We start from the raw sequence: 26,387 nt of genomic DNA, 5'->3' as shown, positions 1-26,387 counted from the left end.
ACAGCACCATGGTCAGCTCCGGACCCCGCCGCCGTACGCCACTGCTGCTGGTCGAGGCGGCGACGCTGCTCTCCGGCATCGGCAACGGGGTGTCCACCGTGGCCCTGCCGTGGCTGGTGCTGGAGCGCACCGGCAGCGCCACCGCGGCCGGCCTGGTCGCGGCGGCCACCGCGCTGCCACTGCTGCTGTCCAGCCTCGTCTCCGGCACCGTCGTGGACCTGCTCGGCCGGCGGCGTACGGCGCTGGTCTCCGACGCGCTCTCCGCCGTCTCGGTCGCCGCGATCCCGGTGGTGGACGCCCTGCTCGGGTTGAACGTCGGCTGGATCGTGGCGCTGGCCGCGCTCGGGGCCGTCTTCGACCCGGCCGGGCTGACCGCCCGCGAGACGCTGCTGCCGGCCGCCGCGCAGGCCGCCGGGTGGCGGATCGAACGGGCCAACGGGGTGCACGAGGCGGTCTGGGGCCTCGCCTTCCTGATCGGGCCGGGGGTCGGCGGCGTGCTCATCGCCGCGATCGGTCCGGGGTCGACGCTCTGGGTCACCGCCGCCGGTTTCGCGCTGGCCGTCGCGCTGGTCGCCGCCGTCCGGCTGCCCGGGGCCGGCCGCCCGGAACGCCCGCCGGCCGGCCTGTGGCACGGCACCGCCGAGGGACTGCGGTTCGTCTGGCGGGACCGGCTGCTGCGGACCATCGCACTGATCACGATGGTGCTGGTCGCGCTCTACCTGCCGGTCGAGGGCGTGCTGCTGCCGGCGTGGTTCGTCGCCCAGGGCGAACCGGCCCGGCTCGGCGCGATCCTGATGGCGATGAGCGCCGGATCGGTGGTCGGGGCCCTCGCCTCCGGCACGGCGGGCCGGCGGATCCGCCGGCGCACCCTGATGGTGGTCGCCCTCGTGGTCACCGGGGCGGCCCTGGTCGGACTGGCCGCACTGCCGCCGTACCCGGCGATGCTCGGCTTCTCCGCCGTCATCGGGCTCGCGTACGGGCCGGTCAACCCGCTCGCCAACTACGCCATGCAGACCCGCACCCCGGAGCGGCTGCGCGGCCGGGTGGTCGGGGTGATGACCTCCTTCACGTACGCCGCCGGCCCGGCGGGCTATCTGCTCGCCGGGCCGTTGGTGGAGTGGCTCGGGCTGCGCCCGGCCTTCCTGCTGCTCGCCGGGGCGCTGCTGGTGGCGGCACTGGTCGCCGCGCCACTGCCGGTGCTGCGGGATCTGGACGAGCCGCCCCGCCATCCGCCCGCCCCGCCCGGCGGCACGTCGGGCCGGATCGAGGGGCCCCTCCCACTCGGCGAACAGTGGGCGCCCTCGGCGCACCGGGACCCGCCGGATCAGGGATAGAGCGTCAGCCCGGGCGTGGTGGCGATCTCGGTCAACTGCGCCACGCTGAGCACCGGCGGCGGCCCGAACTCCTCCGTCGGGGTCCCGTCCGGCTCGACGACGACGCGGAAGTTGTCCGTCGTCACCCGCACGGACGTGCCGTCCACCCGCTGCACCAGCACCCAGCGCTGTTCCCCCTTGTCACCGAGAGTGGCGGTGACGGTGGTGATGGTGCCGCCGCCGGGCAGGCGGGTGCTCGTGCAGGCCCGGCGATCGGGGGCGGCGGCGCAGCCCCGGGGCTCATCGGCGGCCGTCGGCATCACCATCACCGTGAGGTTGTCGACCTGCCCGCCCCGAACCAGCCGGACGTAGGCGTAGTAGTTCCAGTGGCTCTTCTCGTAGGTGAACTGGACCCGGTCGCAGCCCGGGATCGTGCCCTCGACCGTCAACTCCGCCGGCACGACGGCCGCCAGCACCGGGCGTAGCACACCGGTCAGCCGGGCCACGCCGGCGTCGGGGCGCTCGGTCGGCCGGTCGCGCACCGTGTCGTACGACTGCTGCGGCACCGGCGGGCCACTGGGCTCCGGCTCGGCGATCGGGCAGAGCGACGGGTCGGCGGTACCCGCGGCGGCCGGCGGCAGGGTGAGGCCGCCCGGTTCCGGGGCGGGACCGGCGAGCAGCGCCGGTGCCACCGCGACCGCCGCGACCGCAACGGCGGCACCGGCGCCCGCCAGCGCCCACGCCCGGTGGCGGCGGCGCTGCCGGTCGTCGGCGATCAGCCGGTCCACGTCGATCCTGGTCGGTGGCGGCGCGGCCACCGCCGTGCGCATCTGCTGGGAGAGTTCATCCATCGGTGCCTGCCTCCTGGGCTCGGGCCGGCGCGCCGACGAGGCGGCCCCGCAGCGCCTCGATCGCCCGCGCCGACTGGCTCTTGACGGTGCCGGTGGTGCAGCCGAGTTCCCGGGCGGTCTCCTCGACGGACAGGTCGCAGAAGTAGCGCAGCACCAGGACCGCGCGGCGGCGCGGCGGCAACTCGGCCAGCAGGGCGAGGATGGTCAGCCGGTCGGCGGCACCGTCGGTCGCGGACCGCGCGGGGGCGTCCGGGACCTCGGCCCAGGCGGCCTCACGCCGCCACGGCCGACGCCGCTCGTCCAGCCAGACCCGCAGCAGGGTCCGCCGGACGTACGCGTCGGGGCTGTCCATCGCGGACACCCGCCGCCAGTGCCGCAGCAGCTTGACCAGCGCCGTCGACACCAGGTCGTCGGCCGTGTGCCAGTCACCGCAGAGCAGGTACGCCGGGCGGCGCAGCGGCTCCAGCCGCGCCGTCACGTACTCGCGGTAGCCCTCGATGTCGGCAGGCAATCCCGCCACCTCCTCGCCTCACCGGTCAAACGGAGGCGACGGCGGCGGGGGTTGCCCGGTCAGCCCGGAATCGTGATCCGGCCCTCGACGGCGGCGGCGGCGATGTCGGTGCGGTGGTGCGAGCCGGCCAGCTCCACGCCGGCAACCAGCGCGTACGCGGCGTCCCGGGCGGCGGCCAGGTCGGTGCCGGTGGCGGTGGCGCAGAGCACCCGGCCACCGGAGGAGAGCAGCGCCCCGTCGTCGGCCCGGCGGGTGCCGGCGTGGATGACGCCCGGGCCCTCGGCACCGGTGATCACGTCGCCGCTGCGCGGGGCGGCCGGGTAGCCCTCGGCGGCGACCACGACCGTGACGGCGGCCCCGTCGCGCCACCGCAGCGGCGGGTGCCCGGCCAGCGTGCCGGTGGCGGCGGCGTGCAGCAGCCCGGCGAGCGGGGTCTCCAGCAACGCGAGCACCACCTGCGTCTCCGGGTCGCCGAAGCGGGCGTTGAACTCGATCACCCTGGGGCCGTCGGCGGTGATCGCCAGCCCGACGTAGAGCAGGCCCGCGAACGGGGTGCCCCGGCGGGCCATCTCGGCCAGGGTCGGGTGGACGACGTCACGCATGACCTCGTCGACCAGGCCGGGCGGTGCCCAGGGCAGCGGCGCGTACGCCCCCATGCCGCCGGTGTTCGGGCCGGTGTCGCCGTCGCCGACCCGCTTGAAGTCCTGCGCCGGCAACAGCGGCACCGCCGCCTCGCCGTCGGTGACCACGAAGAGGGAGACCTCCGGGCCGGCCAGGTATTCCTCCACGACGACCCGCCCGCACTCCTCGGCGTGCCGGAGCGCGGCGGCGCGGTCGTCGGTCACCACGACGCCCTTGCCGGCGGCGAGCCCGTCGTTCTTCACCACGTACGGCGCGCCGAACTCGTCCAGCGCCCTCGCCGTGCTCTCCGCATCCGTGCAGGTGTACGCGCGGGCGGTCGGCACGCCGGCGGCGGTCATCACGTCCTTGGCGAACGTCTTCGAGCCCTCCAGCCGGGCGGCCTCGGCGGACGGCCCGAACGCGGGGATCCCCTTGGCACGTACGGCGTCGGCGACCCCGGCCACCAGCGGCGCCTCCGGCCCGATCACCACCAGGTCGACCCCGGTCTCCACCGCCAGCGCGGCGACGGCCGCCGGATCACACGGATCCACCCCCCGCAGAGAGGCAAGCGAAGCGATGCCGGGATTCCCGGGCGCCGCGATCAGCTGCTCGACGGACGGATCGCCGGCGAGGCCCAGCGCGAGCGCATGCTCCCGCCCCCCACCACCAAGAAGAAGAACCCGCACACCCGCATCCTACTGACCCCCTCGCCCACCCCGTTGATCATGAGGTTGTTGTCTCGACACGCCGGGCGGCGATGGCAACAACTTCATGATCAACGGCGCTGGGCGGCGGCGATGGCCTGGCGGACGGTCCACGGGATGTAGGCGGGGTCTAGGGTGTCGGCCCAGGTGAAGCGGAGGACGGTCCAGCCGGCGTTGACCAGGCGGTTCTGTCGGCGGCGGTCGGCGTAGACGGCCTCCGGGGTGCCATGCGGGCCCCGCCCGTCGGCTTCGGCGATCACCCTCGGGCCCCGCCAGCCGAGATCACCGATCCCGAGCAGGTAGCCGTCGTCGTCGCGCACCATGAGCTGGAGGACGTCCGGGGGCACCTTGCCGTCGACGCAGCGCAACCTCGTCCGGGTCTCCAGCGGGGACTGCGCCCGCCCGTCCGCCTCCGCCAGGTGGGAGCGTGCCGCCACCGCGCCGCGTCAACGTCTGATCAGGTGCGGCACGGCGAGCAGGTCCTCGTCGGTGATGAGCCCTCGGTTCAGCGCGGAGTCCAGCACGCAGACCGCGGCGTAGCGGTCTTCCCGGAGGACCAGGTCGGCGACGGTCCGGAGCGGCGAGGTGGCGGCGATGCCGTCGACTCGGACCAGTTGACCTGGCGCGACCGTCAACTGGTGCACCACCACGTCGGGATGGGCCAGCCGGGCGGGCCTCGCGACCGGACCGGGCATCGACAGGTGGATCGCCCCCGTCGCCCGCGGCCCCGCGATGCCGTGCAATTCGGCGGCCGTTGTCAGGACGGCGGCGGCACACGCACCGAAGGATGCAACAGCCGCCCTGATCCGTGCCCGCCGCGGGATGCCGTCATAGCGGTCGGCATCGACGAGATAGCCGCCACGGATCACCGCACGCCAGCGACCGGACCGACAGAACCGGTGTACGTCGTGCACCGTGAACCCGGCCGCACGCGCCTGCGCCAGCGTCACGATGCCGTCGCGCGCGCCGGCCATCAACCGCACGACCGCCAGCGGATCCGCCCTCACACCGACCGACTGTCCCGCCCGCGGCCAATCGACGATACCCCTGTGGATAACCCGGGCCCGTCCTGTGGACAACCCCTCGCCCCGAGCCGTTGATCATGAAGTTGTTGCTCCGACACGCCGGCACCGAAGGCAACAACTTCATGATCAACGGGGCGGTCCCGGGGGGGGTGGGGGGGGTGGGGGTTAGGGGAGGAGGGGGTGGCGGAGGACGTTTTCCTCGCGGCCGGGGCCTACGCCGACCACGCTGACGCGGGTGCCGCAGAGTTCCTCGATGCGGGCGATGTAGCGGCGGGCGTTCTCCGGGAGTTCCGCCTCGGTCCTCGCCTCGGTGATGTCCTCCCACCAGCCGTCGAGCTCCTCGTAGATCGGAGTCGCGTGGTGGAAGTCGGTCTGGGTCATCGGCATGTCGTCGTAACGCTTGCCGTTGATCTCGTAACCGACGCAGATCGGCACCTTGGGCAGGCCGGTCAGCACGTCCAGCTTGGTGACCACCAGGTCGGTGACCCCGTTGAGGCGGCAGGCGTACCGGGCGACGACGGCGTCGAACCAGCCGCAGCGGCGCTCCCGGCCGGTGGTGGTGCCGTACTCGTGGCCGACCTTGCGCAGGTGCTGGCCGTTGTCGTCGAATAGTTCGGTCGGGAACGGCCCGGAGCCGACCCGGGTCGTGTACGCCTTGCTGACCGCGATCACCTTGCTGATCGCCGTCGGCGGGATGCCGGCGCCCACGCAGGCCCCGCCGGCCGTCGGGTTCGACGAGGTCACGAAGGGGTACGTGCCGTGGTCCATGTCGAGCATGGTGGCCTGGGCGCCCTCCAGCAGGACCGTCTCGCCGCGGTCCAGCGCGTCCCAGAGCATGACCCGGGTCTCGGCGATGTACGGCTTGAGCCGCTCCGCGTACTCCAGGTACTCCTCGATCGTCGCGTCGACGTCGATCGCCTTGCGGTTGTAGACCTTGAACAGGAGCTGGTTCTTCTCGCGCAGCGCCAGCTCCAGCTTCTTGCGCAGGATGCCCGGGTCGAGCAGGTCCTGCAGCCGGATCCCCATCCGGGCGACCTTGTCCCCGTACGCGGGGCCGATGCCCCGGCCGGTGGTGCCGATCCGGGAGCTGCCGAGGTAGCGCTCGACGACCCGGTCGAGGGCCCGGTGGTGCGGCATGATCAGGTGCGCGTCGCCGGAGATCCGCAGCCGGCTGACGTCCACGCCCCGCTCGGCGAGCCCGTCGATCTCGGCCAGCAGCACCTTCGGGTCGACCACCACGCCGTTGCCGATGACGATCATCGCGCTCGGTGACAGGGCACCCGACGGCATCAGGTGCAGCGCGTACTTCTGGCCGTCCGGGGTGATCACCGTGTGGCCGGCGTTGTTGCCGCCGGAGTAGCGCACGACGTAGTCGACCCGCTCACCCAGCAGGTCGGTAACCTTGCCCTTGCCCTCGTCGCCCCACTGGGCGCCGAGGAGCACGATCGCTGGCATCTTCTCGCCTCCAGAAGGCTCGGGTGCCAGGTGGCGACCGGTCAGCGAGCCCGGGGTGTCAGGCTAACAAGTAGTGACGACGCGGCCGGCAGGGGTCGCGTCGAGAGGCAGGAGGCCGTTTCCGTGTACGACGTGGTGCTGCTCACCCTCGGCTCGGAGCGCGACGCGCCCGGCGGGGCCTGCGGCAGCGGCGGTGCCTGCTGCGGCGGCGCGACGGCGCACGAGGGCGACGCCGGGGCGACGGCGGACGGAGCCGAGACCGGGGCCGACGCGACGGCAAACGGAGCCGAGACCGGGGCTGCGGCGCACGAGGCCGACGCCGACGCGACGGCGGACGGGGACGCGACGGCACGTGACGCGGCCGACGCCTGCGGGACCGGCGACCGGCACGGCGGGAAGGCCGGGGAACGCTGCGACACCCCCCGGGTGCCGGTGCTGGCCTGCGCGGACGCGCTCACCGCCCGGGGCGCCCGGGTGGAGACGGTCACCGCCCGCTCGGACGCCGAGATCGACGAGGTACTGGCCCGGTTCGACGGGCCGCCCCGCCCGGACGGCCTCACCTGGCCCGACCCGGACTCCAAGATCCGGCTGGTGGTCGCCGCCGCCAGCGACGCGCAGTTGCGCGCCGTCGTGCGCCGGCTCGTCCGGCGGTACGCCCCACCGCCCAGTCGCCGTCCCGACGACCTCCCCGGCAACCGCACGGTGCCGGACCTGCCGCCGATCGGCGTACTCCCGCTCGATCCGGCGCGGAGCACGAGCACGACGCACCGTGACCTGGCGGCGCAGCTCGGGCTGCCCCGCGACCCGGCGGCGGTGGCCGCCGCGGTGCTGGACGGCACGGCCCGCCGGCTCGACCTGCTGCGCAACGACGGCGGCTCGGTGACCCTGGACGGCGCGCTGATCGGCGCCGCCGACGACAGCGGCCGGCCGCTGCACTGGCGGGGGCGGGTCGAGGTGGACGACGCCGTCCTCTCCAACGGCGACGACCCGCTGCTGGCCTGCGCGATCGGCAACGCCGGCGGGTACGCCCGACTCGACGACGTGACACTGCTCGGCAATCCCGAACCGAACGACGGGCTGGTCGAGGTGGCGGTGGCGGTTCCCGTGGTCACCCGCTCGGCGTTCGGCAGGAAGCGGATGCGGCTGGAGGTGCGCCGCGCCCGTGGGCGGGCCGTGTCCGTGCTGCCCCGCGAGGGCAAGGTCCCGTACCTCGACGACGGGGCCGAGGGCGAGCTGAGCCGGAAGCGGTCCTGGTGGACCGAGCCGGGCGCCTGGGCGGTCTGGACAAGCTGACCTCGGCGTCCCGCGACGGCCGACCATGGCTGGCCACTGGGCCTATCCTCGGCAGAAGGAATGGGGAGGAACCGTAGTGGACGAGAACGCCGACCGGGTCCACGTGCCCGGGCAGCCGCCGGTGCCGGAGCGGGACATCGAACCACTCTGGCCGCCCGACCAGATCGACGGCGCCGACGCCCCGCCGTGGGCGTCGACCAGCTCACCGACGTCGCCCGTCCCGCCGCAGGGCCGGCCGGCCGCCCCGCCCTCGCCCGCCGACTACCCGTCCCTGACCGGCGGCCCGGCGACGACCGCGCCGCCGGCCGCGACGACCGGCTGGGCACCCCCGCCGGCCAGGGCCTCCGGCCGGGCGCCCGCCCCCTCGGGCCAGGGCTGGGCCCCGCCCACGCCCTTCACACGGCCCACCGCCCCGCCGGCACAGGGCGCTGTCGCCCCGCCCAGCGACCCGGCCGTCCCGCCGGGCACGGGCACAGCGGTCCCGCCCGGCACGGGCACAGCGGTCCCGCCCGGCACGGGCACAGCGGTCCCGCCCGGCACGGGCACGAGCGCCCCGGGCATCGCCGGAACCGGGCCGGCCGTCGGGGCGGGTGGACAGGCGGCCGGGGGTGCCGGGGCCGGTGTGCCCGCTCCCCGGTCTCCCCAGCCCGCCCCCACCCGGGTCGACCTCAACACGCCCTTCAGCCTGGACCAGCCGGCCGCACCCGTCCCGGTGACGCGCCCGGCCGCGATTCCCCAGCCCTCAGCCACCGACCGGGCTGCCGCCAGCGAGCGGTCGCCGGAGGTCGCCGCCGACTCGGCAGCGACCGGGGCCGGCCCTGCGAAGAGCGGGGCTCCGGTCGCCGGCAGCGCCGGGAGCGGAGGCGGCGCACCGACGAGCGACGCGGCGGCGAACAGCGGCGCGGCGGCGAACAGCGGCGCGGCGAACGGCGGCGGGGCGCGCGGGTCGGCCGAGTCCCCGTGGGCGCAGCCGCCGCAACGGCCCGCACCGGCCGCCGTCGAACCTGCACCGGCGGCCGGAGCCGACGGGCCGGCACCCGTGACGAACCACCGTGCCGCCCAGCCGGTGCCCCCGACGTACCGCGGTGCCGCCAGAGCGGCGCCCCCGAGCGGGGGCGCGACCGGTCACGGTGCGACCGGGCAGGGCGTGCCCCAGCCGGGCAGCCCTGGACATGGCGGGTCGGCCGAGCCGGCCGGGGACCTCGGGCCCGGTGCGGGGGCACCGCAGACCACACCGTCCGGCCCCTACCCACCGCAGACGACCGTCCCGCACCCACCGCAGGCGGCCGTCCCGCACCCACCGCAGACGGCCGTCCCGCCGCAGCAGGCCGCCCCGACGCCGCCCGGCCCGTACCCGCCCCAGCCCGGCTGGTATCCGCCGGCCTGGCCCCTTGGCACGCCGGGAGCCGCCGGCCCGGCACCGCAGCAGGCGTACCAGCCGGCCGAGGGGGTGACCGCGGTGCCGCCGACCCAGCCCGACCCGGGCTGGAACCCGGCGGTCGCCGCGCCGCCGACCGCCGAGGACTTCGCCCGCCGCCGCCAGGTCCGGCCCGCCGACCCGGTGGCCACGATGGGCGTACGGGCGGTGGCGAACCTGGTGGGGCTGCGGCTCCCGCCGGGGCGGCACGAGCAGGAGTTGCGGCGGGACATCGAGATGGTGCGCCGCAACTTCGGCGGGCTGCGTCAGGTGACGGTGGTTAACCCGAAGGGCGGCGCCGGCAAGACGGTGGCCATCCTGCTGTTGGCGATGACGTTCGGCCAGAAGCGCGGGGGCTACGTGCTGGCGTGGGACAACAACGAGACCCAGGGCACCCTGGGGATGCGCGCCCAGCAGGACTTCCACTCGCGTACGGTGCGGGACATGCTGCGCGACCTGGGCCAGTTCCAGGGCGCGCACGGGCGGGTGGGTGACCTGTCGCAGTACGTCCGGTCGCAGGGCGAGGGGATGTTCGACGTCCTCGCCTCGGACGAGTCGGCGACCGGGGGCGAGATGCTCACCGCCGCCGCGTTCGCCGAGATCCGCGAGGTGGTGAGCCGGTTCTACAAGCTGATCTTCGTGGACACCGGCAACAACGTGCGCGCCCAGAACTGGCAGGCCGCGATGGACGCCACCGACCAGCTCGTGGTCACCATGTCGGCCCGGAACGACTCGGCGGAGACGGCCGCCCGGATGCTGGACCACCTGGAGCAGAGCGGCCGGCAGCGGCTGGTCCGGCAGGCGGTCACCGTGGTCTCCATGCCGCCCTCGCGCAAGGAGATCGACCTGCCGGCGATCCAGGAACACTTCGCGGCCCGCACCCGGGCGGTGCTGCTCGCGCCGTACGAGCGGCTCATCGACACCGGCGAGCCGATCCGGTACGCCGCTCTCTCCTCGGCGACGCGGGACGCCTGGCTGAAGATCGCCGCCTCCGTGGCGGAGGGGTTGTAGGGACCCCGGGACAGCCCGACGGCCGGCCCGCACTGTGTCGGGCCGGCCGTCGGAGTGGCGTCAGTTGCTGGCCAGCGCGTCTGCGGCGGCCGGGTCGCAGTCCCGGAGGAACTGGGCGCAGCGGGCCGCCTCGTCGGCCTCGCCGATCGCGTCGGCGGCGCGGGACAGCACGTAGAGGCAGCGCAGGAAGCCCTGGTTCGGCTCGTGCGACCACGGCACCGGGCCGTGCCCCTTCCAGCCGTTGCGGCGCAGCTGGTCCAGCCCCCGGTGGTAGCCGGTGCGCGCGTAGGCGTACGCCGGGACGACCTGGCCCGCGGCGAGGGCCCGAGCCGCCAGCGCGCCCCAGCCGGCGCTGTAGGTCGGGAAGCGCGCCGCCACCTCGGCGTACGCCTCGTCGCTGCCGGCCTGCTCGGCGGCGGCCAGGGCGGCGTCGGCCTCGTCGTGCGCGGGGAGGAGGGTGGCCGGTGGTTCCGGCAACAGGTTCTGCATCGTCCCATTCAACCCGCTTCGCCCGTGGGTGCGCGAGGGGGTTGGGCGAGCTGGTTGCCTGAACGGCTGAGGAGTTGGTCACGCCTGCGGCCTATGCCACCGGCAGATGTTTTCCACTACAACTATTGGTCCGGAGCCTCCCCAGGACCGGGTTGTGCAGGAGCCCGGTGGCCGCGGCCGCCGGGCTCCTGTCCGTTCCGGGCAGACCCGGCGCGTTCCCCGACGAGCCGGGCGGCCCGGTGCCGCCGACGTCGCCACCGGCACCGCGCGCCGTCCGCACCCGCCCGGCCGCCGGCCCGGGTCTGCCGACCACCCGGCCACCCCCGCAGGTTTGGCCGGTTGCCGGGGCGGGGCAGGATGGCGAGGGTGCCGACCCCACCGCCCGCGGACGTCATCGAGCCGCACACCTGCACCGACGAGATCGAGACCCGCGCCGAGTTCGACCGGCGACTGGCCACGGGCAGCCTGGTCGGGCTGACCGTGCAGGGGCTGCGGCTCGACCTCGCACCCGTCCCCGACCTCACCGGGATCGAGGTGACCGGCACCCTGTTCGTCGGGTGCCGCTTCGCCTCCCGTGAGGTCGGCGCCGACCTGGTCCGGCGCGGCGCGAACGTCGTGCCGCCGTTCTCCGGGCTGCCCTACCCGACCCAGCCCTCGCACCTCTACACCCCGGACGACCTGGCCGCCGGCTTCGCCGAGGGCAGCTTCGCCGGGATGTACGACACCCGGGTGTACGAGCACTTCCGCGCGCACGGCGGGGCCCTGCCGGAGGTGAAGGAGGCGCTCGGCCAGCGGCTGCACGACCACGGCGTGGACAACGCGCTCGCCGACGCCACCCGCGCCTGGCTGGCCACCCACGGGCCGCAGTCGGTGGTCGGCATCATGGGCGGGCACGCGGTGCCGCGCGGCAGCGCGCCGTACCGGATGGCGGCCGTGCTGGGCTGGGAGCTGGCCCGGGCCGACCGGCTGGTGGTGACCGGCGGCGGGCCCGGGGTGATGGAGGCCGCCAACCTGGGCGCGTTCCTGGCGCTGCGGCCGGTCGAGGACCTGGACGCCGCGATCGACCTGCTCGCCGGGGCGCCGGACTTCACCGACCACGACCGCTACACGGCGGCGGCGCTGCTGGTCCGGGAGCGCTACGGCCAGCCGGTGTCGCCGCCCCGGCCCCGGGCCGCCGACCCCGCCAGCGTCTCCCGCGTCGACTCGGCCACGCTGGCCGGCGGCGACGTGGACTGGGCGCGCGCCGGCGGGCTGGCCATCCCGACCTGGCTCTACGGGCACGAGCCGGCGAACCTGTTCGCCGGCCGGATCGCGAAGTACTTCTCCAACGCCATCCGGGAGGACACCATCCTGCGGCTGGCCCGGGGCGGGATCGTCTTCGCGCCCGGCCGGGCCGGCACCGTGCAGGAGGTGTTCCAGGCGGCCACCAAGACCTACTACGGCACCGACGGGGCCAGCGGCGCGTACGTCTTCCTGGACCGCGCGTACTGGACGCGGGAACTGCCGGTGGAGTCGCTGCTGCGACCGCTGCTGGGCGCCTCGCCGTTCGGCGACCTGTCCGCCACCGTGCACCTCACCGACGACGTCCACGAGGCCGTCCGGGTGCTCACCGCGACGGCCTGACGGGCCGGACACGCCGACGGCCGGCTCCCGGTGGGGAGCCGGCCGCCGGCGGTACGCGTCAGCGCGTCACTTGGCGAGCGTGGTGCCGGTCGAGCGCAGGTGCTCGCAGGCCTCCGTGACGCGGGCGGCCATGCCGGCCTCGGCGGCCTTGCCCCAGACCCGCGGGTCGTACATCTTCTTGTTGCCGACCTCGCCGTCGACCTTGAGCACGCCGTCGTAGTTGCGGAACATGTGGTCCGCGACCGGGCGGGAGAAGGTGTACTGGGTGTCGGTGTCGATGTTCATCTTCACGACGCCGTAGTCGAGCGCCTCGCGGATCTCCGACAGCAGCGAGCCCGAGCCGCCGTGGAAGACCAGGCTGAGCGGCTTCTCCTTGCCGTACTTGGCGCCGACCGCCTCCTGGATCTGGTTGAGGATCTCCGGACGGAGCTTGACGTTGCCCGGCTTGTAGACGCCGTGCACGTTGCCGAAGGTCAGCGCCGCCATGTAGCGGCCCTTCTCGCCCAGGCCGAGCGCATCCACCATGGCCAGGCCGTCCTCGACCGTGGTGTAGAGCTTCTCGTTGATGGCGTTCTCGACGCCGTCCTCCTCGCCGCCGACCACGCCGACCTCGATCTCGAGGACGATCTTGCCCTTGGCGGCCTCGTCGAGGAGCTGCGCGGCGATCTCCAGGTTCTCCGCCACCGGCACGGCCGAGCCGTCCCACATGTGCGACTGGAACAGCGGCTCCTCGCCGCGCTTCACCCGCTCCTGCGAGATGCCCATCAGCGGGCGGACGAACTTGTCCAGCTTCTCCTGCGGGCAGTGGTCGGTGTGCAGGGCGATGTTGACCGGGTACTTCTTGGCCACCTCGTGCGCGTACGCGGCGAACGCCACCGCGCCGGTGACCATGTCCTTGATCGAAGGTCCGGAGAGGTATTCCGCGCCACCGGTCGAGACCTGGATGATGCCGTCGCTCTCCGCGTCGGCGAAGCCCTTGAGCGCCGCGTTCAGGGTCTGCGAGGACGTCACGTTGATCGCGGGGTACGCGTACCGGCCGGCCTTGGCGCGGTCCAGCATCTCCGCGTAGGTCTCGGGGGAAGCGATGGGCATGTCGAACGCTCCTTACTTACCGCTGTCGGCCGTCGCCGGCCGCTGTTGTCCTTGGGTGCGCCGGACCGCGCTGTCCACCGTCGGAAGTATCCCGTAGAAGAGGGGCGCCGGCACAACCGACCCGGTACGCGCCCGAAGGCCGGTCGCGACGCTCACCGCTCCCCCCACCTGTCGGGCACGACGACGCTGATCAGCCAGGTGGCCACGGCCATCACGATGGCGCCCCAGAACGCGGCCCAGAAGCCGTCCACCTGGAACGGCAGGTCCAGCGCCCGGGCGATCCGGTCGGTCAGCAGGAACAGCAGGGCGTTGACCACCAGCGCGAACAGGCCGAGGGTGAGCAGGTAGAAGACGCAGCCGAACACCTTGATCAGTGGCTTGAGCACCGCGTTGACCACGCCGAAGATCAACGCCACGACGACGAGCGTGAGCGCGTCGTCGGCGCCGGAGCGGCCGGTCACCTCGACGCCGGGCACGATCAGCGTGGTGATCCACAGCGCGACCGCGGTGATCGCCAGCCTGATCAGGAAGCCCACGGCATCATCCTGGCACCGGGGGCGGCGACCGGTGGGGCGATTCGGTCGACTCGGCTTCCGAGCGGCGGGCGGGCGCAGCCCGTACGGTGTGTGGGGTAACCGTCCGCCGAGATCCCGGGAGGGACCGATGGGTCAGCCCGACGAGGACTTCGCCCCCAGCGACCACCTCAGCCCCGAGGAGCGCGACATGGAGGCGGAACCGGCCGACGCGGTCGAGCAGGCCGCCGCGGTCGACCCCGGCGAGGCCGACGTGGAGCCGCACCGCGGCCTGGAGATCAACGACTGGGACGCCATGGAGCAGGCCCGGGTGGTCGCCCCCGACGAGGAGGACTACCGCTGATCCGTCAGCGGGTGCGGTTGACCTGACCCGGATTCCGCGCCGCCCACTGCGCCAGCCGGTCCTCCCGCAACGCGGCAAGGAACGCCGGAGCCTCCTTCGGATCCGGTGGCAGCCGCCAGCCGAGGCCCTCCGGCGGCCCGACCGGGAGACTGAGCCCGACCGGGTCGACGGACTTCAGCTCCGGAAGCACCTTCAGCAGGTCCACCAGTGGCGAACCGGCGCCGCCCACGACCAGGTCCGCGCCGACGGTGTCGACCAGGGCGAAGAGCCTGACCGGACTGGTCAGCACCCCCTGCTCGCCGGCCCGACGGATCAGCCCGGCGGCGAAAAGCTGCGCGTGCCGGTCCCGGTCGAGCCCGCCCTCGGGCAGCCCCCGCCGCTGCCGCAGCAGGTCGACCGAGGCGGCGCCGTCGAGCCGCTGGCAGCCGGTCGGGAAGACCCGCTTCGTGTGGATGGAGCGCACCTCGCGCGGCAGGCAGACCTCCACGCCGCCGACCTCGTCGGTGAGCCGACGCAACACCGGGTAGGTGAGCACCGCGCCGGCGTCCACGCGTACGCCCGTCAGGTCGGTGACCACCCGGCGGGTCAGCTCGTAGCCGCGCCCCAGGTCGGGCCGGCCGTCGCCGGCACCGTGCCGGAAGGCGGCGTTGAGCTTGTCGGTCCCGTGACCGGGAATCGGCACCGCCAGGTCGCGAGGCAGCGAGATGAGGTACGGCCGGCTACGGTCCGCCGGAATGTGCACCAGCAGGACGGAGTCCGCCAGCCGGGCGGGCTCCTTCGCCGAGCCGTCCACGCCGAGCAGCAGGATGTTCAGCGCGCCCGCCGGTGCCGAGGCGGTGGGCTCGGCGAACAGGGTGGCGTCCTCGGCGACCCGGTCGGGCGTGAACGGTGGTAGCCCGATCCCCAGCACGCCGAGCAGGGCCAGCGCGGCACCGCCGGCCCGCAGCCGCAGCCGGCGACGGCGACGGGCAGCCGCGAGCCGGTCGATCGTGGACCGCAGCGGACCGACGGGCGGGGTCAGGGCCTCGTGCCGGGCAAAGGCGGCACGCAGGTCGTCCTCGATCATGAACAGGCCTCCACGTGTTCCGCCCGCAGCGTGGCCAGGGCGCGCGAGATGGACGAGCGGACGGTCCCGACGGCACAGCCGAGGATGTCGGCGATCTCCGCGTCGGGCAGATCCTCGTAGTAGCGCAGCACCAGGGTGGCCCGCTGCCGGCGCGGCAGCCCGGACAGCCAGGACCAGACCTGGTCCCGGTCCACGGCGTGCTGGGCGTGGTCGGCCGGCACCGGCACCGCGTCGTCGGGCTCGGCGCGCAGCAGCACCCGGCGCATCCAGGAGCCCCGCCGCCAGTCGACGTACTGGTTGGTCAGCATCCGGCGGACGTAGCGCTCGGGCGAGTCGGCACGGGCCACCCGACGCCAGTTGAGCTGGACCCGGACCATGGTGTCCTGCACCAGGTCCTGCGCCTGGTGCGGGTCACCGGTCAGCATGACCGCGTACCGCAGCAGCGCGGCCAGCCGCGAGTCGGCGAACTCCTCGTACGTCACTGCACCTCCCGGGCTCCTGCCCCAGATGACGGGTCCGGGCGGGCGGAACGTTGCGGCGATCCTGGTCAGCCGTTCGGTCGATGTTTGCCCCTCCGAGGCGGACCAGGGCAGCGGCGCGCCTTAAGGCTTCCTTAAGATCCGCTGGCCACTCCTGGCATTCCCACGGGAGGACCCCCCACATGCTCAAGCACTCCACCCGGCGCTGGCTGGCCGGGCTGGGCGTCGCAGGCGCGCTCGTCGCCGCCTCCGCCAGCCCCGCCGTCGCCGAAGAGCCCGGCGACGAGCTCCTCCTCTACGCCAACAACGCACTCGTCGCGCCGAGCGGCGAGGCCAAGTCCGTCACCCTGTACGCGTTTGCCGAGACGCTGCCCGAGAAGCTGACCCTCACCATCGACCGCGGCGACGTCGACGGCTTCGCCACGGTCGTCCTCGGCGACCGGGTGTCGGGCTGCAAGGAGGCCGGCGCGGTCATCACCTGCGCCCTCGACGGCACCGAGATCACCGACTACCTGGTCAACCTGACCGTCACCGCCAAGGATTCCGCCGCACCCGGCGACAAGGGCGAGCTCGTCCTGAGCGTGGCGGCCAAGGGCATCCCCACCGCCACCGCGCGATCCACCATCGAGGTCGGCGAGGGCGTCGACCTGAAGACGGAGCGCTCCCTGGAGTTCGCCGGCGACCCCGGCGCCACGGTCAAGGCGCCGCTCACGGTGGCCAACATCGGCGACCGACCCGCGCGCGGCACGGTGCTGCTCCTCGCCACGACCCCTGGTCTCACCCCGGCGCGGCGGCACTCGAACTGCTCCTACCTCTCGGAGTTCGGCAGCAACCTCGCCCAGTGCCACTTCGGCGAGGAGATTCCGCCGGGAGCCGCTCTCCAGCTCGACGACTCGTCCGCCCTGACGATCGCCTCCGACGCCTGGGCGCCGGGCCGGCAGTACGGCCAGGCGATCTGGTTCGCCAAGGGCGACTGGGAGGAGTTCATCGGCGACTTCTCCGGCGCGGACTGGGAGAAGGGCAGCGGAAGCGCGATGACGCTGGTGCCGGCACCGGCGTCGCGGGCCCGCGCGGTGAAGCAGACCGACAAGGACACGACGAACAACGTCGCCTGGATCGACGCCACCGTCACCGGTGACCAGCGGGCCGACGTCGCCGCCACCGGTGCCGAGGTCACCGGCGCAGCCGGCGGGACGGTCATCGCCAAGGTCGGCTTCGTCAACAACGGGCCCGCGGCGATCAACTCGTACAGCCCGGGCGAGCTCCTGACCGGCGCCCTGGTCACCGTTCCCGCCGGCGCCACCGTGGTGGACGCGCCCGAACAGTGCTCGCCGGGCACCGCCGAGGAGCCGACTGGCTGGTACGGCGAGCCGGGCGGCCGGGTCTACTTCTGCGAGTGGTTCGAGCTGCGCCGCAAGGGCGAGGCGGCCGTCTTCGAGTTCGGTCTGCGGATCGACAAGGTGGGCGGCGCGCCGGGTTCGGTGCGGCTGCTGCACTTCGGCCCGGGCGAGCCGGGGAAGGTCGTCGACCTGAACCCGAAGAACGACACCGCCGCGCTGGTCGTCAAGGGCGCGACCGGCGGCGAGGGCGGCGGCGGTGACGACCCCGAGCTGCCGATCACCGGCGACTCGGCCGGCTTGGTCGCCGGCATCGGCGGCCTGCTGCTCGTCGCCGGCGGCGGAGGCTACCTGGTGGCCAAGCGCCGCCGGACCCGCTTCGTCGCCTGATCCACCCGCACCACCGGTGCCCCGTCGACCCCCGGTCGGCGGGGCACCGCCGTCTCCACCTCGCTCCCGACACCACCCGGCACGCGCGCCCACCCAGGATCCCCACCCCGGCAGCACGCGCCCTCGCCCCCCGAGCCACCCGCCGCCTCCCGACGACGCCGGCCACGAAGGGTTTCCGGGGGAGCCCCACCCGCGCAGGGATCAAGCCTGACCGCCCGGAGCGGGTGGGGCTCCCCCGGAAACCCACCCCGGGACAAGAGCAAAAACGGGACGACGCAAGATCGAAAACACTGACACCATGGGCGCGTGCTGCTCACCCTGACCACCACCCACCGCCCGGCGACCGACCTCGGTCACCTGCTGGTCAAGCACCCCGACCGCGCGCACACCTTCGACGTGCCGGTCGGCACCGTGCACGTGTTCTACCCGGAGGCGGGCGAGCAGCGCTGCACCGCCGCCCTGCTGCTGGACGTGGACCCGCTGCGGCTGGCCGGCGCGCGGGGCAAGGGTCGCGGCCGGCAGCAGGCGACGCCCCCGGAGGGCTTCACCCTCGGGCGGTACGTCAACGACCGGCCGTACGCCGCGTCCAGCCTGCTCTCCTCGGCGCTATCCAAGGTGTACCGTTCCGCGCTGCGCGGCGAGTCCCGGGAGCGCCCCGAACTGGCCCGTACGCCGATCCCGCTGGAGGTGCGGGTGCCGGTGCTGCGCTGCCGTGGCGGCGCGGACGTGGCGGCCCGGATGTTCGGCCCGCTCGGCTGGGCGGTGACCGCGACCCCGATCCCGCTCGACGAGCGGCACCCGGAGTGGGGCGACAGCCGGTACGTCGACCTGACCCTGACCGGGACGCTGCGCGTCGCCGACGCGCTCAACCACCTCTACGTCCTGCTGCCGGTCCTGGACGACGCCAAGCACTACTGGGTGGCGCCCGACGAGGTGGACAAGCTGCTCCGGGCCGGCGAGGGCTGGCTGGCCGACCACCCGGAGCGGGGCATGATCACCCGCCGCTACCTGGCGCACCGGCGGGCGCTGGCCGGGCTGGCCCTCGCCCGCCTCGCCGAGCAGCGGTTGACCGACGAGCCGGCCGCCGCCGAGCCCGACACGGTGGACGAGCCCACCCTCCGCCAGCCGACGCTGGCGGCGCGACGGCGGGAGGCCGTCCTCGCGGCGCTGGTCGAGTCCGGCGCGAGCCGGGTACTGGACCTGGGCTGCGGCGGGGGCGCCCTGCTCGCCACGCTGGTCGGCGACCGCCGGTTCACCGAGATCGTCGGCACCGACGTGTCCCCGCACGCGCTGACCCTGGCCGCCCGGCGGCTGCGGCTGGACCGCCTGCCGGAGCGGCAGCGGGACCGGGTCCGGCTCTGGCAGTCCGCGCTGACCTACCGGGACGACCGGCTGCGCGGCTACGACGCGGCGGTGCTGATGGAGGTGATCGAGCACGTCGACCCGCCCCGGCTGCCGGCGCTGGAGGACGCCGTCCTCGGTCACGCCCGCCCCGCCACAGTCGTGGTGACCACGCCCAACGTCGAGTACAACGTCCGCTACGAGGGCCTGCCCGCCGGGCGGTTCCGGCACGCCGACCACCGGTTCGAGTGGACCCGCGCGGAGTTCGCGGCGTGGGTCGGCCGGGTGGCCGCGACCTACGGCTACTCGGCCGCGATCGGCGGGGTCGGCGACGACGATCCCGAGGTCGGCGCCCCCACCCAGCTCGCCGTGCTCACCCGCCAGGAGAACAGCCGATGACCACCCTCGACATCCCCGAGCTGGCCCTGGTCGCGCTGGTCGGCGTCTCCGGTTCCGGCAAGTCGACCTTCGCCCGCCGGCACTTCGCGCCCAGCCAGGTGCTCTCCTCCGACGCGTTCCGGGCGATGGTCGCCGACGACGAGAACGACCAGTCGGCCTCCGCCGACGCGTTCGACGCGCTGCACCACGTCGCCGCCACGCGGCTGCGGCGGGGCCGGCTCACCGTGGTCGACGCGACCAACCTCCAGCCGCACGCCCGGGCCGCCCTGGTGCGGGTGGCCCGCGAGCACGACGTGCTGCCGGTGGCCGTCGTGCTGGACGTGCCCGAGGCACTGGCCTGGGAGCGCACCGAGGGCCGCGCCGACCGCACCTTCGGCCGGCAGGTGCTCGCCCGGATGCAGCGTGACCTGCGCCGGTCGTACGGGCAACTGGCCCGGGAGGGCTTCCGGAAGGTGCACGTGCTGCGGGGCGTGGAGGAGATCGACGCCGCCGAGATCCGCTACGAGAAGCTGTTCAACGACCGGCGGGAGCTGACCGGGCCGTTCGACGTCGTCGGTGACGTGCACGGCTGCCGCGCCGAGCTGGAGGCACTGCTCACCCGGCTCGGCTGGGAGCTGCGCCGCGACGAGCACGGCCGGCCGGTCGACGCGACCCACCCGGCGGGGCGTACCGCCGTCTTCGTCGGTGACCTGGTGGACCGCGGCCCGGACTCCCCCGGCGTGCTCCGCCTGGTCATGGGCATGGTCGCCGCCGGGCACGCGATCTGCGTGCCCGGCAACCACGAGCAGAAGCTGCTGCGCCGGCTGCGCGGCCGGGACGTGCGGCTCACCCACGGTCTGGCCGAGACGATGGCCCAGCTGGCGGCGGAGCCGGACAGCTTCGTGGCCGAGGTGGCGGCCTTCGTCGACGGCCTGGTCAGCCACTACGTGCTGGACGGCGGCCGGCTGGTGGTCGCGCACGCCGGGCTGAAGGAGGCGTACCAGGGCCGCGCGTCGGGCCGGGTGCGGGCGTTCGCGCTGTTCGGCGAGACCACCGGCGAGACCGACGAGTACGGGCTGCCGGTGCGCTACCCGTGGGCGCGGGAGTACCGGGGCTCGGCGATGGTGGTCTACGGGCACACGCCCACCCCGGAGCCGGAGTGGGTGAACAACACCATCTGCATCGACACCGGCTGCGTCTTCGGCGGCCGGCTCACCGCGCTGCGCTACCCGGAGAAGGAGCTGCTCTCGGTGCCGGCGGAGCGGGAGTGGTACGCCCCGGCCCGCCCGCTGACCGCCGCCCCGGCCCGACCCGACCAGGTGCTGGAGCTGACCGACGTGGCCGGCCGGCGGCACATCGAGCACGCGTACGGGTCGCTGACCGTGCCGGCGGAGAACGCCGCGGCGGCGCTGGAGGTGATGAGCCGGTTCGCGGTCGACCCGCGTTGGCTGGCCTGGCTGCCGCCGACGATGGCGCCCTGCTCGACGGCGACGGTGGGCGGCTTCCTGGAGCACCCGGCGCAGGCGTTCGCCGACTACCGCGCGGCGGGCGTGGACCGGGTGGTCTGCGAGGAGAAGCACATGGGCTCGCGGGCGGTGGTGCTGGTCTGCCGGGAGCCCGACGGCGGGCCGTTCGGCCCGGGCGGCGGGGTGGTGCACACGCGCACCGGCCGGCCGTTCTTCGGCGAGCCGCTCGACACTGGGCTGCTCGACCGGGTGCGCGGGGCAATCGGTGGGGCGGGGCTCTGGGCCGAGCTGGAGACCGACTGGCTGCTGCTGGACTGCGAGCTGCTGCCCTGGTCGGCGAAGGCGGGCGGGCTGATCCGCGAGCAGTACGCCGGGGTCGGTGCCGCCGGCCGGGCCGCGCTGCCCGCAGCGCTGGCCACGCTGGAGGCCGCCGCCGGTCGGGGCCTGCCCGTGGGCGACCTGCGCGACCGGATGGCCCGCCGACGCGACGAGATCGTGGCCTACTCGGACGCCTACCGGGCGTACGTGGGGCCGACCGATGGGCTGCGCGGGGTGACCCTGGCCCCGTTCGCGGTGCTCGCCGGCGCCAAGGCCAGCTACGCCGACCGGGACCACGGCTGGCACCTCGGGCTGGCCGACCGGCTCTGCGCGGCCGACCCGGAGTTCTTCACGCCGACCCGTCGACAGGTGGTCGACCTGGCCGATCCCGCCGCCGAGGCGGCGGCCACGGACTGGTGGCTGGAGCTGACCGCCGCCGGCGGCGAGGGCATGGTGGTCAAGCCGTACGGCGGTCCGGCCGCCCGCTCCGAGCGGGGCTCGCTGCTCCAGCCGGGGATCAAGTGCCGGGGCCGGGAGTACCTGCGGATCATCTACGGCCCCGGGTACGACGAGCCGGAGCAGCTCGCCGCGCTGCGCCGCCGGTCGCTGGGGCGCAAGCGGGGGCTGGCGCTGCGCGAGCACGGGCTGGGGCTGGCGGCGCTGGACGCGCTGGTCGCCGGTGCGCCGCTGTGGCGCCGGCACGAGCTGGTCTTCGCGATCCTGGCCTGCGAGTCCGAGCCGGTCGACCCCCGGCTGTAGGCGCGGTCCCCGCCGTCCCGGCCCCGGCCGGGACGGCGGGCGGGCGGACGTGGGTGTGACGTCGAGCACCGGCACGCCGGGGAGCCACCTAGACTACGGACGTTCCGTCCCCGACCGGCATCCATCGGAGGTCACCTCGTGCCGACGCCCACCACCACCCTGGCCCTGGGGCCGAGCTGGCTCGATCCAGAGGTGTTGATCTCGACGTTCGGGCTGATCGGCATCCTGGTCATCGTCTTCGCCGAGTCCGGCCTGCTGATCGGGTTCTTCCTGCCGGGCGACTCGCTGCTGTTCACGGCGGGTCTGCTCACCGCCGACGGGAAGTACATCACCTACCCGCTGTGGCTGGTCTGCCTGCTGATCACCCTCGCGGCGATCGCCGGCGACCAGGTCGGGTACGCGTTCGGCCGCAAGGTCGGCCCGGCGCTGTTCCGCCGGCCGAACTCGAAGCTGTTCAAGCAGGAGAACGTGCTGAAGGCGCACGACTTCTTCGAGAAGTACGGCGCGCGTTCCATCGTGCTGGCCCGCTTCGTGCCGATCGTGCGGACGTTCACGCCGATCGTGGCCGGGGTCAGCCGGATGAACTACCGCACCTTCGTCATCTACAACGTGATCGGCGGCGTCCTATGGGGCACGGGAGTGACCGTGCTCGGCTATTTCCTGGGCCAGATCCCGTTCGTCAAGACGAACATCGAGATGATCCTTATCGCCATCGTGGCGCTCTCGGTCGTCCCGATCGCCGTCGAGCTGCTGCGGGCGAGGATGGCCGCCAGGCGTGGCACCACCGCGCAGGAGCGGGCCGCCGCCGAGGAGGCGATCCGGGAGACCCGCGAGCACTACGGCAAGCACTGACCGGCGGGCCGTCCGGTGCCGTCCCCGGTGGGGGATGGCACCGGACGATCGCTACAGGTCAGCGAGCCTTCTTGGTGGCGCGCTTGCGCGGCGGGGTCAGCAGATCCGCGATCGTGGCGATCGCGGTCGGCACCAGCCGGTAGTAGGCCCAGACACCGCGCTTCTCCCGCTCCAGCAAGCCGGCCTCGGTGAGGATGCGCAGGTGGTGACTGACCGTCGGCTGCGAGAGGCCGAGCGGCGCGGTCAGGTCGCACACGCACGCCTCGCCCTCGGGCGCCGACTGGATCAGGCTGAGCAGCCGCAGTCGAGCGGGGTCGGCGAGGGCCTTGAGGACCCCGGCGAGACGCTCGGCATCGGCACGTTCGATCGGCTCGCCGGCAAGCGGCGAGATCTGAGGCATGGTCATTTCAGCCAACGCAGTTCCCACGTATTCCATCCTTCCACCAGCAGCATCGATCCGCCTGCATATCAGCAGATCCGAATCGGCAGACTTTTACGCCACAAGGCCGAGGTCAGCCAACGTATAGGCCGCCCGATAAGGCAGTCCGGCAGCTCTCACCGCGTCGCCGGCGCCTCGATCAACAATAACCGCCACACCCACGATCTCGGCCCCGACCTCACGAAGGGCCTCGACCGCGGTCAACACACTCCCCCCGGTGGTGGACGTGTCCTCCACCGCCAGCACCCGCCGGCCGGCCACGTCCGGTCCCTCGATCCGGCGCTGGAGCCCGTGCGCCTTGCCCGCCTTGCGGACCACGAACGCGTCCAGCGGATGATCAGTCGCGGACGCGACGTGCAGCATGGACATCGCCACCGGATCGGCGCCCAGGGTCAGGCCGCCCACCGCGTCGTAGCCCCAGTCGGCGGTCAGCTCGCGCATCACCCGGCCCACCAACGGGGCGGCCTGGTGATGGAGCGTGACGCGACGCAGATCGACGTACCAGTCCGCCTCGCGCCCGGAGGAGAGCACCACCCGGCCGTGGACCACCGCCAGGTCGGTAATGAATTTACGCAGGTCGTCGTGGTCCCCCATGGGGGTAGAGGGTACTGCGCAAGTCTGGGAGCCGCGTGGCGGGTCCACCCGGATCAGCCGGGGGAGCGACCGATGGATGGCGATGGCCGGCTACGCTGAGCGACCGTTCAGCCCGTGGGGCGGGCGATCGACGCCGGCCGGCGGCGCGGCGCGGCCCCGCTGCGGCGGTCAGCCGCCGTCGCGGCCGATGCGGCCCCGGGTGTCGCGGGCCACCGCCTCCAGCAGCCGCCGGGGCGCGTGCCGCAAACCGGCGACGGCCAGCTTGTACTTCCACGCGGGAACGCTGACCAGCTTGCCTTTGCGCAGGTCACGCAGTGCTTCGTCGACCACGTCGTCGGCCCGCAGCCACATCCACTCCGGGGTTTTCGACATGTTGATGCCGGCCCGCTCGTGGAACTCCGTCCGCGTGTAGCCGGGGCAGAGCGCCATCACGCGGACGCCGAACGGCCGCGCGGACTGGCCGACGGACTCACTGAAGTTGGTGACCCACGCCTTGCTGGCCGAGTAGGTCGAGCCCGGCATGACCGCCCCGAAACCCGCCACGGAAGAGACATTTATCACTGCCCCGTGACGCCGCTCCGTCATCGGACGCAGGGCCGCGAGGGTCAGCCGCATCACCGCGTGCACGTTGAGCCGCAGCAGCCGCGCCTCGTCCTCGGCGGACGACCGCAGGAACGGGGTGTTCAGGCTGATGCCGGCGTTGTTGACCAGCAACTCGACCGGCGACCCCTCCGCCAGCCGCCGCTCCACGGCCGCGCAACCGTCGTCGGTGGACAGGTCGGCCGGGATCGTCTCGACCTCCCGGCCGTGCCGCGCGGTCAGCTCGGCCGCCGTGTCGGCCAGCCGGGCGGCGTCCCGCGCCACGAGCACCAGATGCCAGCCGTCCGACGCCAGCCGGCGGGCGAAGGCGGCGCCGATGCCGGCGGTCGCGCCGGTGATCAGGGCCCGCCGCCCGGTGGTCGGCTGGTCGAGCGTCACGGGCGATCCTCACTCGGCGGGTACGAGGGCGCGGGCGGTTGGTGCCACTGGTGCTGGGCGGGCGGCGGTGCGGGCTGCTGCGGGTCGGCGGGCGGTGCGGGCTGCGTCAGGGGCTGCTGCGAGGCGGGTGGTGCTGGTCGGCGGCGGAACCAGGCGTTCGCCGCCGGCAGGGCCAGCAGCGTTGCTACCACAAGGTAACCGAGCACCTGGCCGACGGAAAGCCCTGCGCCCAACGGAATCCACCAGGAGGGGTGGGAGTCGTCGACGAGGCCCAGCAACTCCCCTGTCGCCCGGTCGTCCTCGCCAAGTCGCAGCGGGGCGGCGCGCTCGCCGACCAGCACCGCCAGCGCGCAACAGCCGAGGATCAGGCCCAGGCCGGACACCACCCAGGTCGCGGTGCGCGCGCCGGAGCGGCCGGCCCGCAGGCCGAGGGCCAGACCGGCGAGGAGCAGCCCCGCCACCGTGCTCACCACCACGGTGAGCACGGTGGACACGCGCAGCAGGGTGACGATGCGGTCGATCTGGTCGGGGCCCGCCGAGGTGCTCCCGGCCGCGTCGCGGAACCGGCCCACGGTGCCCCCGAGGGTCGCCGCGCCGGCGCCGGCGTACGCCAGGGCGGCGACCGCCATCAGCACCAGCGCCGCCACGGCCAGCGTGACCACGGCCGGGCGACGGGCCGGTGCCCGATCGGGGTACGACACGACGAGTCCCTCCGGTAGGCGTCGGGATGCAACCTACTCGGAGGGACCGTCGGCGTCGCTGTTATCGACCGGTCAACTCACTGGCGGCGGCGTCGGACCGGGGCGGTCCGAGCCGGGCTGCTCGCCACCCGGGGTCCCCCCCGGCTGACCCGGCTGCCCCTGGTGCCCGCCGTACGGAGAGGACGATGGCTGGCCGCCCGGAGCCGGGTAGCCGGGCTGGCCCGGTGCCGGCGGCTGGCCGGGTGCCTGCGGGTAGCCCGGCGTCTGCGGATAGCCCGGCGTCTGCGGGTAGCCGGGCTCGCCGGACGTCTGCGGGTGGCCCGGGTAGGCCGCGCCCGGGACCGGCGGCTCCCACGCCTGCTTCGGCTTGCGGAAGAACTCGTTGGCCTTCGGCAGCGCCAGCAGGATCAGCGCGGCGAGCAGCGAGAGCAGCCCGATCACGGCGACCAGCGTGGAGACCGGGTTGACCCAGCCGGGCAGCGCCTCCTCCAGGCGACGCTGAATCTCCTCGGGGCTCGGCCCGTTGCCGGTCGTCTGGCCGGTGCCGCCGAAGCCGCCGCCGGCCAGGCCGCTGGCCAGGCCGCCGCCCGTGCAGCAGACCATGATGCCGCCGACGATCCAGGTGGTGATCCGGGCCCCGTTGCTGCCCCGGTTGTTGAACACGCCCAGTACGGCGAGCACCACCGCGAGCAGGAGCAGGATGACGGCACTGACGATGGTGATGACCTTGGTGATGTCCGCCAGGTTCTGCACACCGTTGGCCTCGGTGCCCCGGTAGGCCTCGTCGAGCACCCTGGAGACGGTGCCGAGAGTGGACAGCGTGATGATGACGCCGATGAGCTGGGTGAGCGCGAACAGCCACAGCAGATACGTGGAAATGGTCACCACACCCGGCCGGGTGCGGGCCGGCGTGTTGTGGGGATCGACCATGATTCTCCCTCCCTAAGATCGCGGTCACACCGTATCGAGATCGGGCCAGTCGGGCACGACAGGCGGACACCGACCCGC

At 74.1% G+C, this 26,387-nt stretch carries 25 protein-coding genes; 9 read left to right on the top strand and 16 right to left on the bottom strand.

Annotated features, from left to right (window positions below; genetic code table 11):
- Positions 1 to 8: 8 nt before the first annotated feature.
- On the top strand, positions 9 to 1,334 hold the full coding sequence (locus ACZ6Q9_RS11510; RefSeq protein WP_396828737.1) for an MFS transporter: 1,326 nt from the start codon (positions 9 to 11) through the stop codon (positions 1,332 to 1,334).
- Here ACZ6Q9_RS11510 and ACZ6Q9_RS11505 read toward each other — a convergent pair.
- The 6 genes from ACZ6Q9_RS11505 to ACZ6Q9_RS11480 all read right to left on the bottom strand — a co-directional run bounded on the left by ACZ6Q9_RS11505 (position 1,325) and on the right by ACZ6Q9_RS11480 (position 6,480).
- Positions 1,325 to 2,164 carry a hypothetical protein gene (locus ACZ6Q9_RS11505; RefSeq protein WP_396828739.1) on the bottom strand — a complete coding sequence of 280 codons (840 nt, stop codon included), beginning with the start codon at positions 2,162 to 2,164 and terminating at the stop codon, positions 1,325 to 1,327. The two genes, ACZ6Q9_RS11510 and ACZ6Q9_RS11505, sit on opposite strands and share 10 nt — an antisense overlap.
- Positions 2,157 to 2,684, bottom strand: coding sequence for a SigE family RNA polymerase sigma factor (locus ACZ6Q9_RS11500; protein ID WP_466021401.1), 528 nt, complete (start codon positions 2,682 to 2,684; stop codon positions 2,157 to 2,159). The genes ACZ6Q9_RS11505 and ACZ6Q9_RS11500 overlap by 8 nt, the downstream gene beginning before the upstream one ends.
- Before the next feature lie 50 nt (positions 2,685 to 2,734).
- Positions 2,735 to 3,982 (bottom strand): phosphoribosylamine--glycine ligase, encoded by a 1,248-nt coding sequence (gene purD / locus ACZ6Q9_RS11495; protein ID WP_393259810.1) that lies wholly within the window; start codon positions 3,980 to 3,982, stop codon positions 2,735 to 2,737.
- A gap of 89 nt (positions 3,983 to 4,071) precedes the next feature.
- Positions 4,072 to 4,437: a hypothetical protein gene (locus ACZ6Q9_RS11490; RefSeq protein ID WP_393458990.1), complete on the bottom strand. Its 366-nt coding sequence runs from the start codon at positions 4,435 to 4,437 to the stop codon at positions 4,072 to 4,074.
- A 9-nt stretch (positions 4,438 to 4,446) separates the two neighbouring features.
- Positions 4,447 to 4,983: a hypothetical protein gene (locus ACZ6Q9_RS11485; RefSeq protein ID WP_396828743.1), complete on the bottom strand. Its 537-nt coding sequence runs from the start codon at positions 4,981 to 4,983 to the stop codon at positions 4,447 to 4,449.
- A 207-nt stretch (positions 4,984 to 5,190) separates the two neighbouring features.
- Positions 5,191 to 6,480, bottom strand: coding sequence for an adenylosuccinate synthase (locus ACZ6Q9_RS11480; protein ID WP_357449811.1), 1,290 nt, complete (start codon positions 6,478 to 6,480; stop codon positions 5,191 to 5,193).
- 123 nt (positions 6,481 to 6,603) lie between these two features.
- On the opposite strand from ACZ6Q9_RS11480, the gene ACZ6Q9_RS11475 reads away from it, so the two are divergent.
- Positions 6,604 to 7,773, top strand: coding sequence for a diacylglycerol kinase family protein (locus ACZ6Q9_RS11475; protein ID WP_393458984.1), 1,170 nt, complete (start codon positions 6,604 to 6,606; stop codon positions 7,771 to 7,773).
- Positions 7,774 to 8,395: 622 nt separating this feature from the next.
- On the top strand, positions 8,396 to 10,201 hold the full coding sequence (locus ACZ6Q9_RS11470) for a MinD/ParA family ATP-binding protein (RefSeq protein WP_466021403.1): 1,806 nt from the start codon (positions 8,396 to 8,398) through the stop codon (positions 10,199 to 10,201).
- A 60-nt stretch (positions 10,202 to 10,261) separates the two neighbouring features.
- Here the strand turns inward: ACZ6Q9_RS11470 and ACZ6Q9_RS11465 are convergent, their stop codons facing one another.
- Complete coding sequence (locus ACZ6Q9_RS11465) at positions 10,262 to 10,690, bottom strand: DUF3151 domain-containing protein (protein ID WP_350702186.1); 429 nt, start codon at positions 10,688 to 10,690, stop codon at positions 10,262 to 10,264.
- 366 nt (positions 10,691 to 11,056) lie between these two features.
- Here ACZ6Q9_RS11465 and ACZ6Q9_RS11460 point away from each other — a divergent pair, with 366 nt between their 5' ends.
- Positions 11,057 to 12,313 (top strand): LOG family protein, encoded by a 1,257-nt coding sequence (locus ACZ6Q9_RS11460; protein WP_396828747.1) that lies wholly within the window; start codon positions 11,057 to 11,059, stop codon positions 12,311 to 12,313.
- A gap of 66 nt (positions 12,314 to 12,379) precedes the next feature.
- Here the strand turns inward: ACZ6Q9_RS11460 and fbaA are convergent, their stop codons facing one another.
- A complete protein-coding gene (gene fbaA, locus ACZ6Q9_RS11455) occupies positions 12,380 to 13,405 on the bottom strand; it encodes a class II fructose-bisphosphate aldolase (protein WP_393259797.1) in 1,026 nt (341 codons plus the stop codon).
- Between the two features lie 152 nt (positions 13,406 to 13,557).
- Positions 13,558 to 13,941: a phage holin family protein gene (locus ACZ6Q9_RS11450; RefSeq protein ID WP_393259794.1), complete on the bottom strand. Its 384-nt coding sequence runs from the start codon at positions 13,939 to 13,941 to the stop codon at positions 13,558 to 13,560.
- Between the two features lie 127 nt (positions 13,942 to 14,068).
- Between ACZ6Q9_RS11450 and ACZ6Q9_RS11445 the strand changes: the two genes are divergently transcribed.
- On the top strand, positions 14,069 to 14,281 hold the full coding sequence (locus tag ACZ6Q9_RS11445) for a hypothetical protein (RefSeq protein ID WP_393259791.1): 213 nt from the start codon (positions 14,069 to 14,071) through the stop codon (positions 14,279 to 14,281).
- 4 nt (positions 14,282 to 14,285) lie between these two features.
- Here ACZ6Q9_RS11445 and ACZ6Q9_RS11440 read toward each other — a convergent pair whose 3' ends face one another.
- Both ACZ6Q9_RS11440 and ACZ6Q9_RS11435 read right to left on the bottom strand, forming a co-directional pair.
- Complete coding sequence (locus ACZ6Q9_RS11440; protein ID WP_393458972.1) at positions 14,286 to 15,347, bottom strand: LCP family protein; 1,062 nt, start codon at positions 15,345 to 15,347, stop codon at positions 14,286 to 14,288.
- Positions 15,344 to 15,829, bottom strand: a complete 486-nt coding sequence (locus ACZ6Q9_RS11435) for a SigE family RNA polymerase sigma factor (RefSeq protein ID WP_350702198.1) — start codon at positions 15,827 to 15,829, stop codon at positions 15,344 to 15,346. Before ACZ6Q9_RS11435 ends, ACZ6Q9_RS11440 begins: the two co-directional genes overlap by 4 nt.
- Before the next feature lie 179 nt (positions 15,830 to 16,008).
- Between ACZ6Q9_RS11435 and ACZ6Q9_RS11430 the strand changes: the two genes are divergently transcribed.
- The 4 genes from ACZ6Q9_RS11430 to ACZ6Q9_RS11415 all read left to right on the top strand — a co-directional run bounded on the left by ACZ6Q9_RS11430 (position 16,009) and on the right by ACZ6Q9_RS11415 (position 22,667).
- Positions 16,009 to 17,553: an LPXTG cell wall anchor domain-containing protein gene (locus ACZ6Q9_RS11430; protein WP_396828750.1), complete on the top strand. Its 1,545-nt coding sequence runs from the start codon at positions 16,009 to 16,011 to the stop codon at positions 17,551 to 17,553.
- A gap of 306 nt (positions 17,554 to 17,859) precedes the next feature.
- Positions 17,860 to 19,293 carry a 3' terminal RNA ribose 2'-O-methyltransferase Hen1 gene (locus ACZ6Q9_RS11425; RefSeq protein WP_396828752.1) on the top strand — a complete coding sequence of 478 codons (1,434 nt, stop codon included), beginning with the start codon at positions 17,860 to 17,862 and terminating at the stop codon, positions 19,291 to 19,293.
- Positions 19,290 to 21,815: a polynucleotide kinase-phosphatase gene (locus ACZ6Q9_RS11420; protein WP_396828754.1), complete on the top strand. Its 2,526-nt coding sequence runs from the start codon at positions 19,290 to 19,292 to the stop codon at positions 21,813 to 21,815. Before ACZ6Q9_RS11425 ends, ACZ6Q9_RS11420 begins: the two co-directional genes overlap by 4 nt.
- A gap of 138 nt (positions 21,816 to 21,953) precedes the next feature.
- Positions 21,954 to 22,667 carry a DedA family protein gene (locus ACZ6Q9_RS11415; RefSeq protein WP_393259776.1) on the top strand — a complete coding sequence of 238 codons (714 nt, stop codon included), beginning with the start codon at positions 21,954 to 21,956 and terminating at the stop codon, positions 22,665 to 22,667.
- Positions 22,668 to 22,725: 58 nt separating this feature from the next.
- Here ACZ6Q9_RS11415 and ACZ6Q9_RS11410 read toward each other — a convergent pair whose 3' ends face one another.
- The 5 genes from ACZ6Q9_RS11410 to ACZ6Q9_RS11390 form a co-directional block, all read right to left on the bottom strand.
- Positions 22,726 to 23,103, bottom strand: coding sequence for an ArsR/SmtB family transcription factor (locus ACZ6Q9_RS11410; protein ID WP_007073957.1), 378 nt, complete (start codon positions 23,101 to 23,103; stop codon positions 22,726 to 22,728).
- Positions 23,104 to 23,160: 57 nt separating this feature from the next.
- Positions 23,161 to 23,700 carry an orotate phosphoribosyltransferase gene (locus tag ACZ6Q9_RS11405; RefSeq protein WP_396828756.1) on the bottom strand — a complete coding sequence of 180 codons (540 nt, stop codon included), beginning with the start codon at positions 23,698 to 23,700 and terminating at the stop codon, positions 23,161 to 23,163.
- 168 nt (positions 23,701 to 23,868) lie between these two features.
- Positions 23,869 to 24,678: an SDR family NAD(P)-dependent oxidoreductase gene (locus ACZ6Q9_RS11400; protein WP_396828758.1), complete on the bottom strand. Its 810-nt coding sequence runs from the start codon at positions 24,676 to 24,678 to the stop codon at positions 23,869 to 23,871.
- Positions 24,675 to 25,379: a hypothetical protein gene (locus ACZ6Q9_RS11395; RefSeq protein WP_396828760.1), complete on the bottom strand. Its 705-nt coding sequence runs from the start codon at positions 25,377 to 25,379 to the stop codon at positions 24,675 to 24,677. The genes ACZ6Q9_RS11400 and ACZ6Q9_RS11395 overlap by 4 nt, the downstream gene beginning before the upstream one ends.
- Positions 25,380 to 25,451: 72 nt before the next feature.
- Complete coding sequence (locus ACZ6Q9_RS11390) at positions 25,452 to 26,309, bottom strand: hypothetical protein (RefSeq protein ID WP_393458953.1); 858 nt, start codon at positions 26,307 to 26,309, stop codon at positions 25,452 to 25,454.
- Positions 26,310 to 26,387 lie beyond the last annotated feature (78 nt).

Source organism: Micromonospora sp. NPDC049139 (assembly GCF_055586845.1).
The sequence above is the reverse complement of the archived record's forward strand: the minus strand, read 5'-3'. Positions and strand labels throughout refer to the sequence as shown.

Bases quoted from the DNA above. Each gene is read 5' to 3' on its own strand.
- ACZ6Q9_RS11410 (WP_007073957.1), bottom strand. From the start codon at position 23,103: ATGGAATACGTGGGAACTGCGTTGGCTGAAATGACCATGCCTCAGATC.
- ACZ6Q9_RS11465 (WP_350702186.1), bottom strand. From the start codon at position 10,690: ATGCAGAACCTGTTGCCGGAACCACCGGCCACCCTCCTCCCCGCGCAC.
- ACZ6Q9_RS11505 (WP_396828739.1), bottom strand. From the start codon at position 2,164: ATGGATGAACTCTCCCAGCAGATGCGCACGGCGGTGGCCGCGCCGCCA.
- ACZ6Q9_RS11405 (WP_396828756.1), bottom strand. From the start codon at position 23,700: ATGGGGGACCACGACGACCTGCGTAAATTCATTACCGACCTGGCGGTG.
- ACZ6Q9_RS11420 (WP_396828754.1), top strand. From the start codon at position 19,290: ATGACCACCCTCGACATCCCCGAGCTGGCCCTGGTCGCGCTGGTCGGC.
- ACZ6Q9_RS11430 (WP_396828750.1), top strand. From the start codon at position 16,009: ATGCTCAAGCACTCCACCCGGCGCTGGCTGGCCGGGCTGGGCGTCGCA.
- ACZ6Q9_RS11440 (WP_393458972.1), bottom strand. From the start codon at position 15,347: ATGATCGAGGACGACCTGCGTGCCGCCTTTGCCCGGCACGAGGCCCTG.
- ACZ6Q9_RS11480 (WP_357449811.1), bottom strand. From the start codon at position 6,480: ATGCCAGCGATCGTGCTCCTCGGCGCCCAGTGGGGCGACGAGGGCAAG.
- ACZ6Q9_RS11510 (WP_396828737.1), top strand. From the start codon at position 9: ATGGTCAGCTCCGGACCCCGCCGCCGTACGCCACTGCTGCTGGTCGAG.
- fbaA (WP_393259797.1), bottom strand. From the start codon at position 13,405: ATGCCCATCGCTTCCCCCGAGACCTACGCGGAGATGCTGGACCGCGCC.
- ACZ6Q9_RS11445 (WP_393259791.1), top strand. From the start codon at position 14,069: ATGGGTCAGCCCGACGAGGACTTCGCCCCCAGCGACCACCTCAGCCCC.
- ACZ6Q9_RS11390 (WP_393458953.1), bottom strand. From the start codon at position 26,309: ATGGTCGATCCCCACAACACGCCGGCCCGCACCCGGCCGGGTGTGGTG.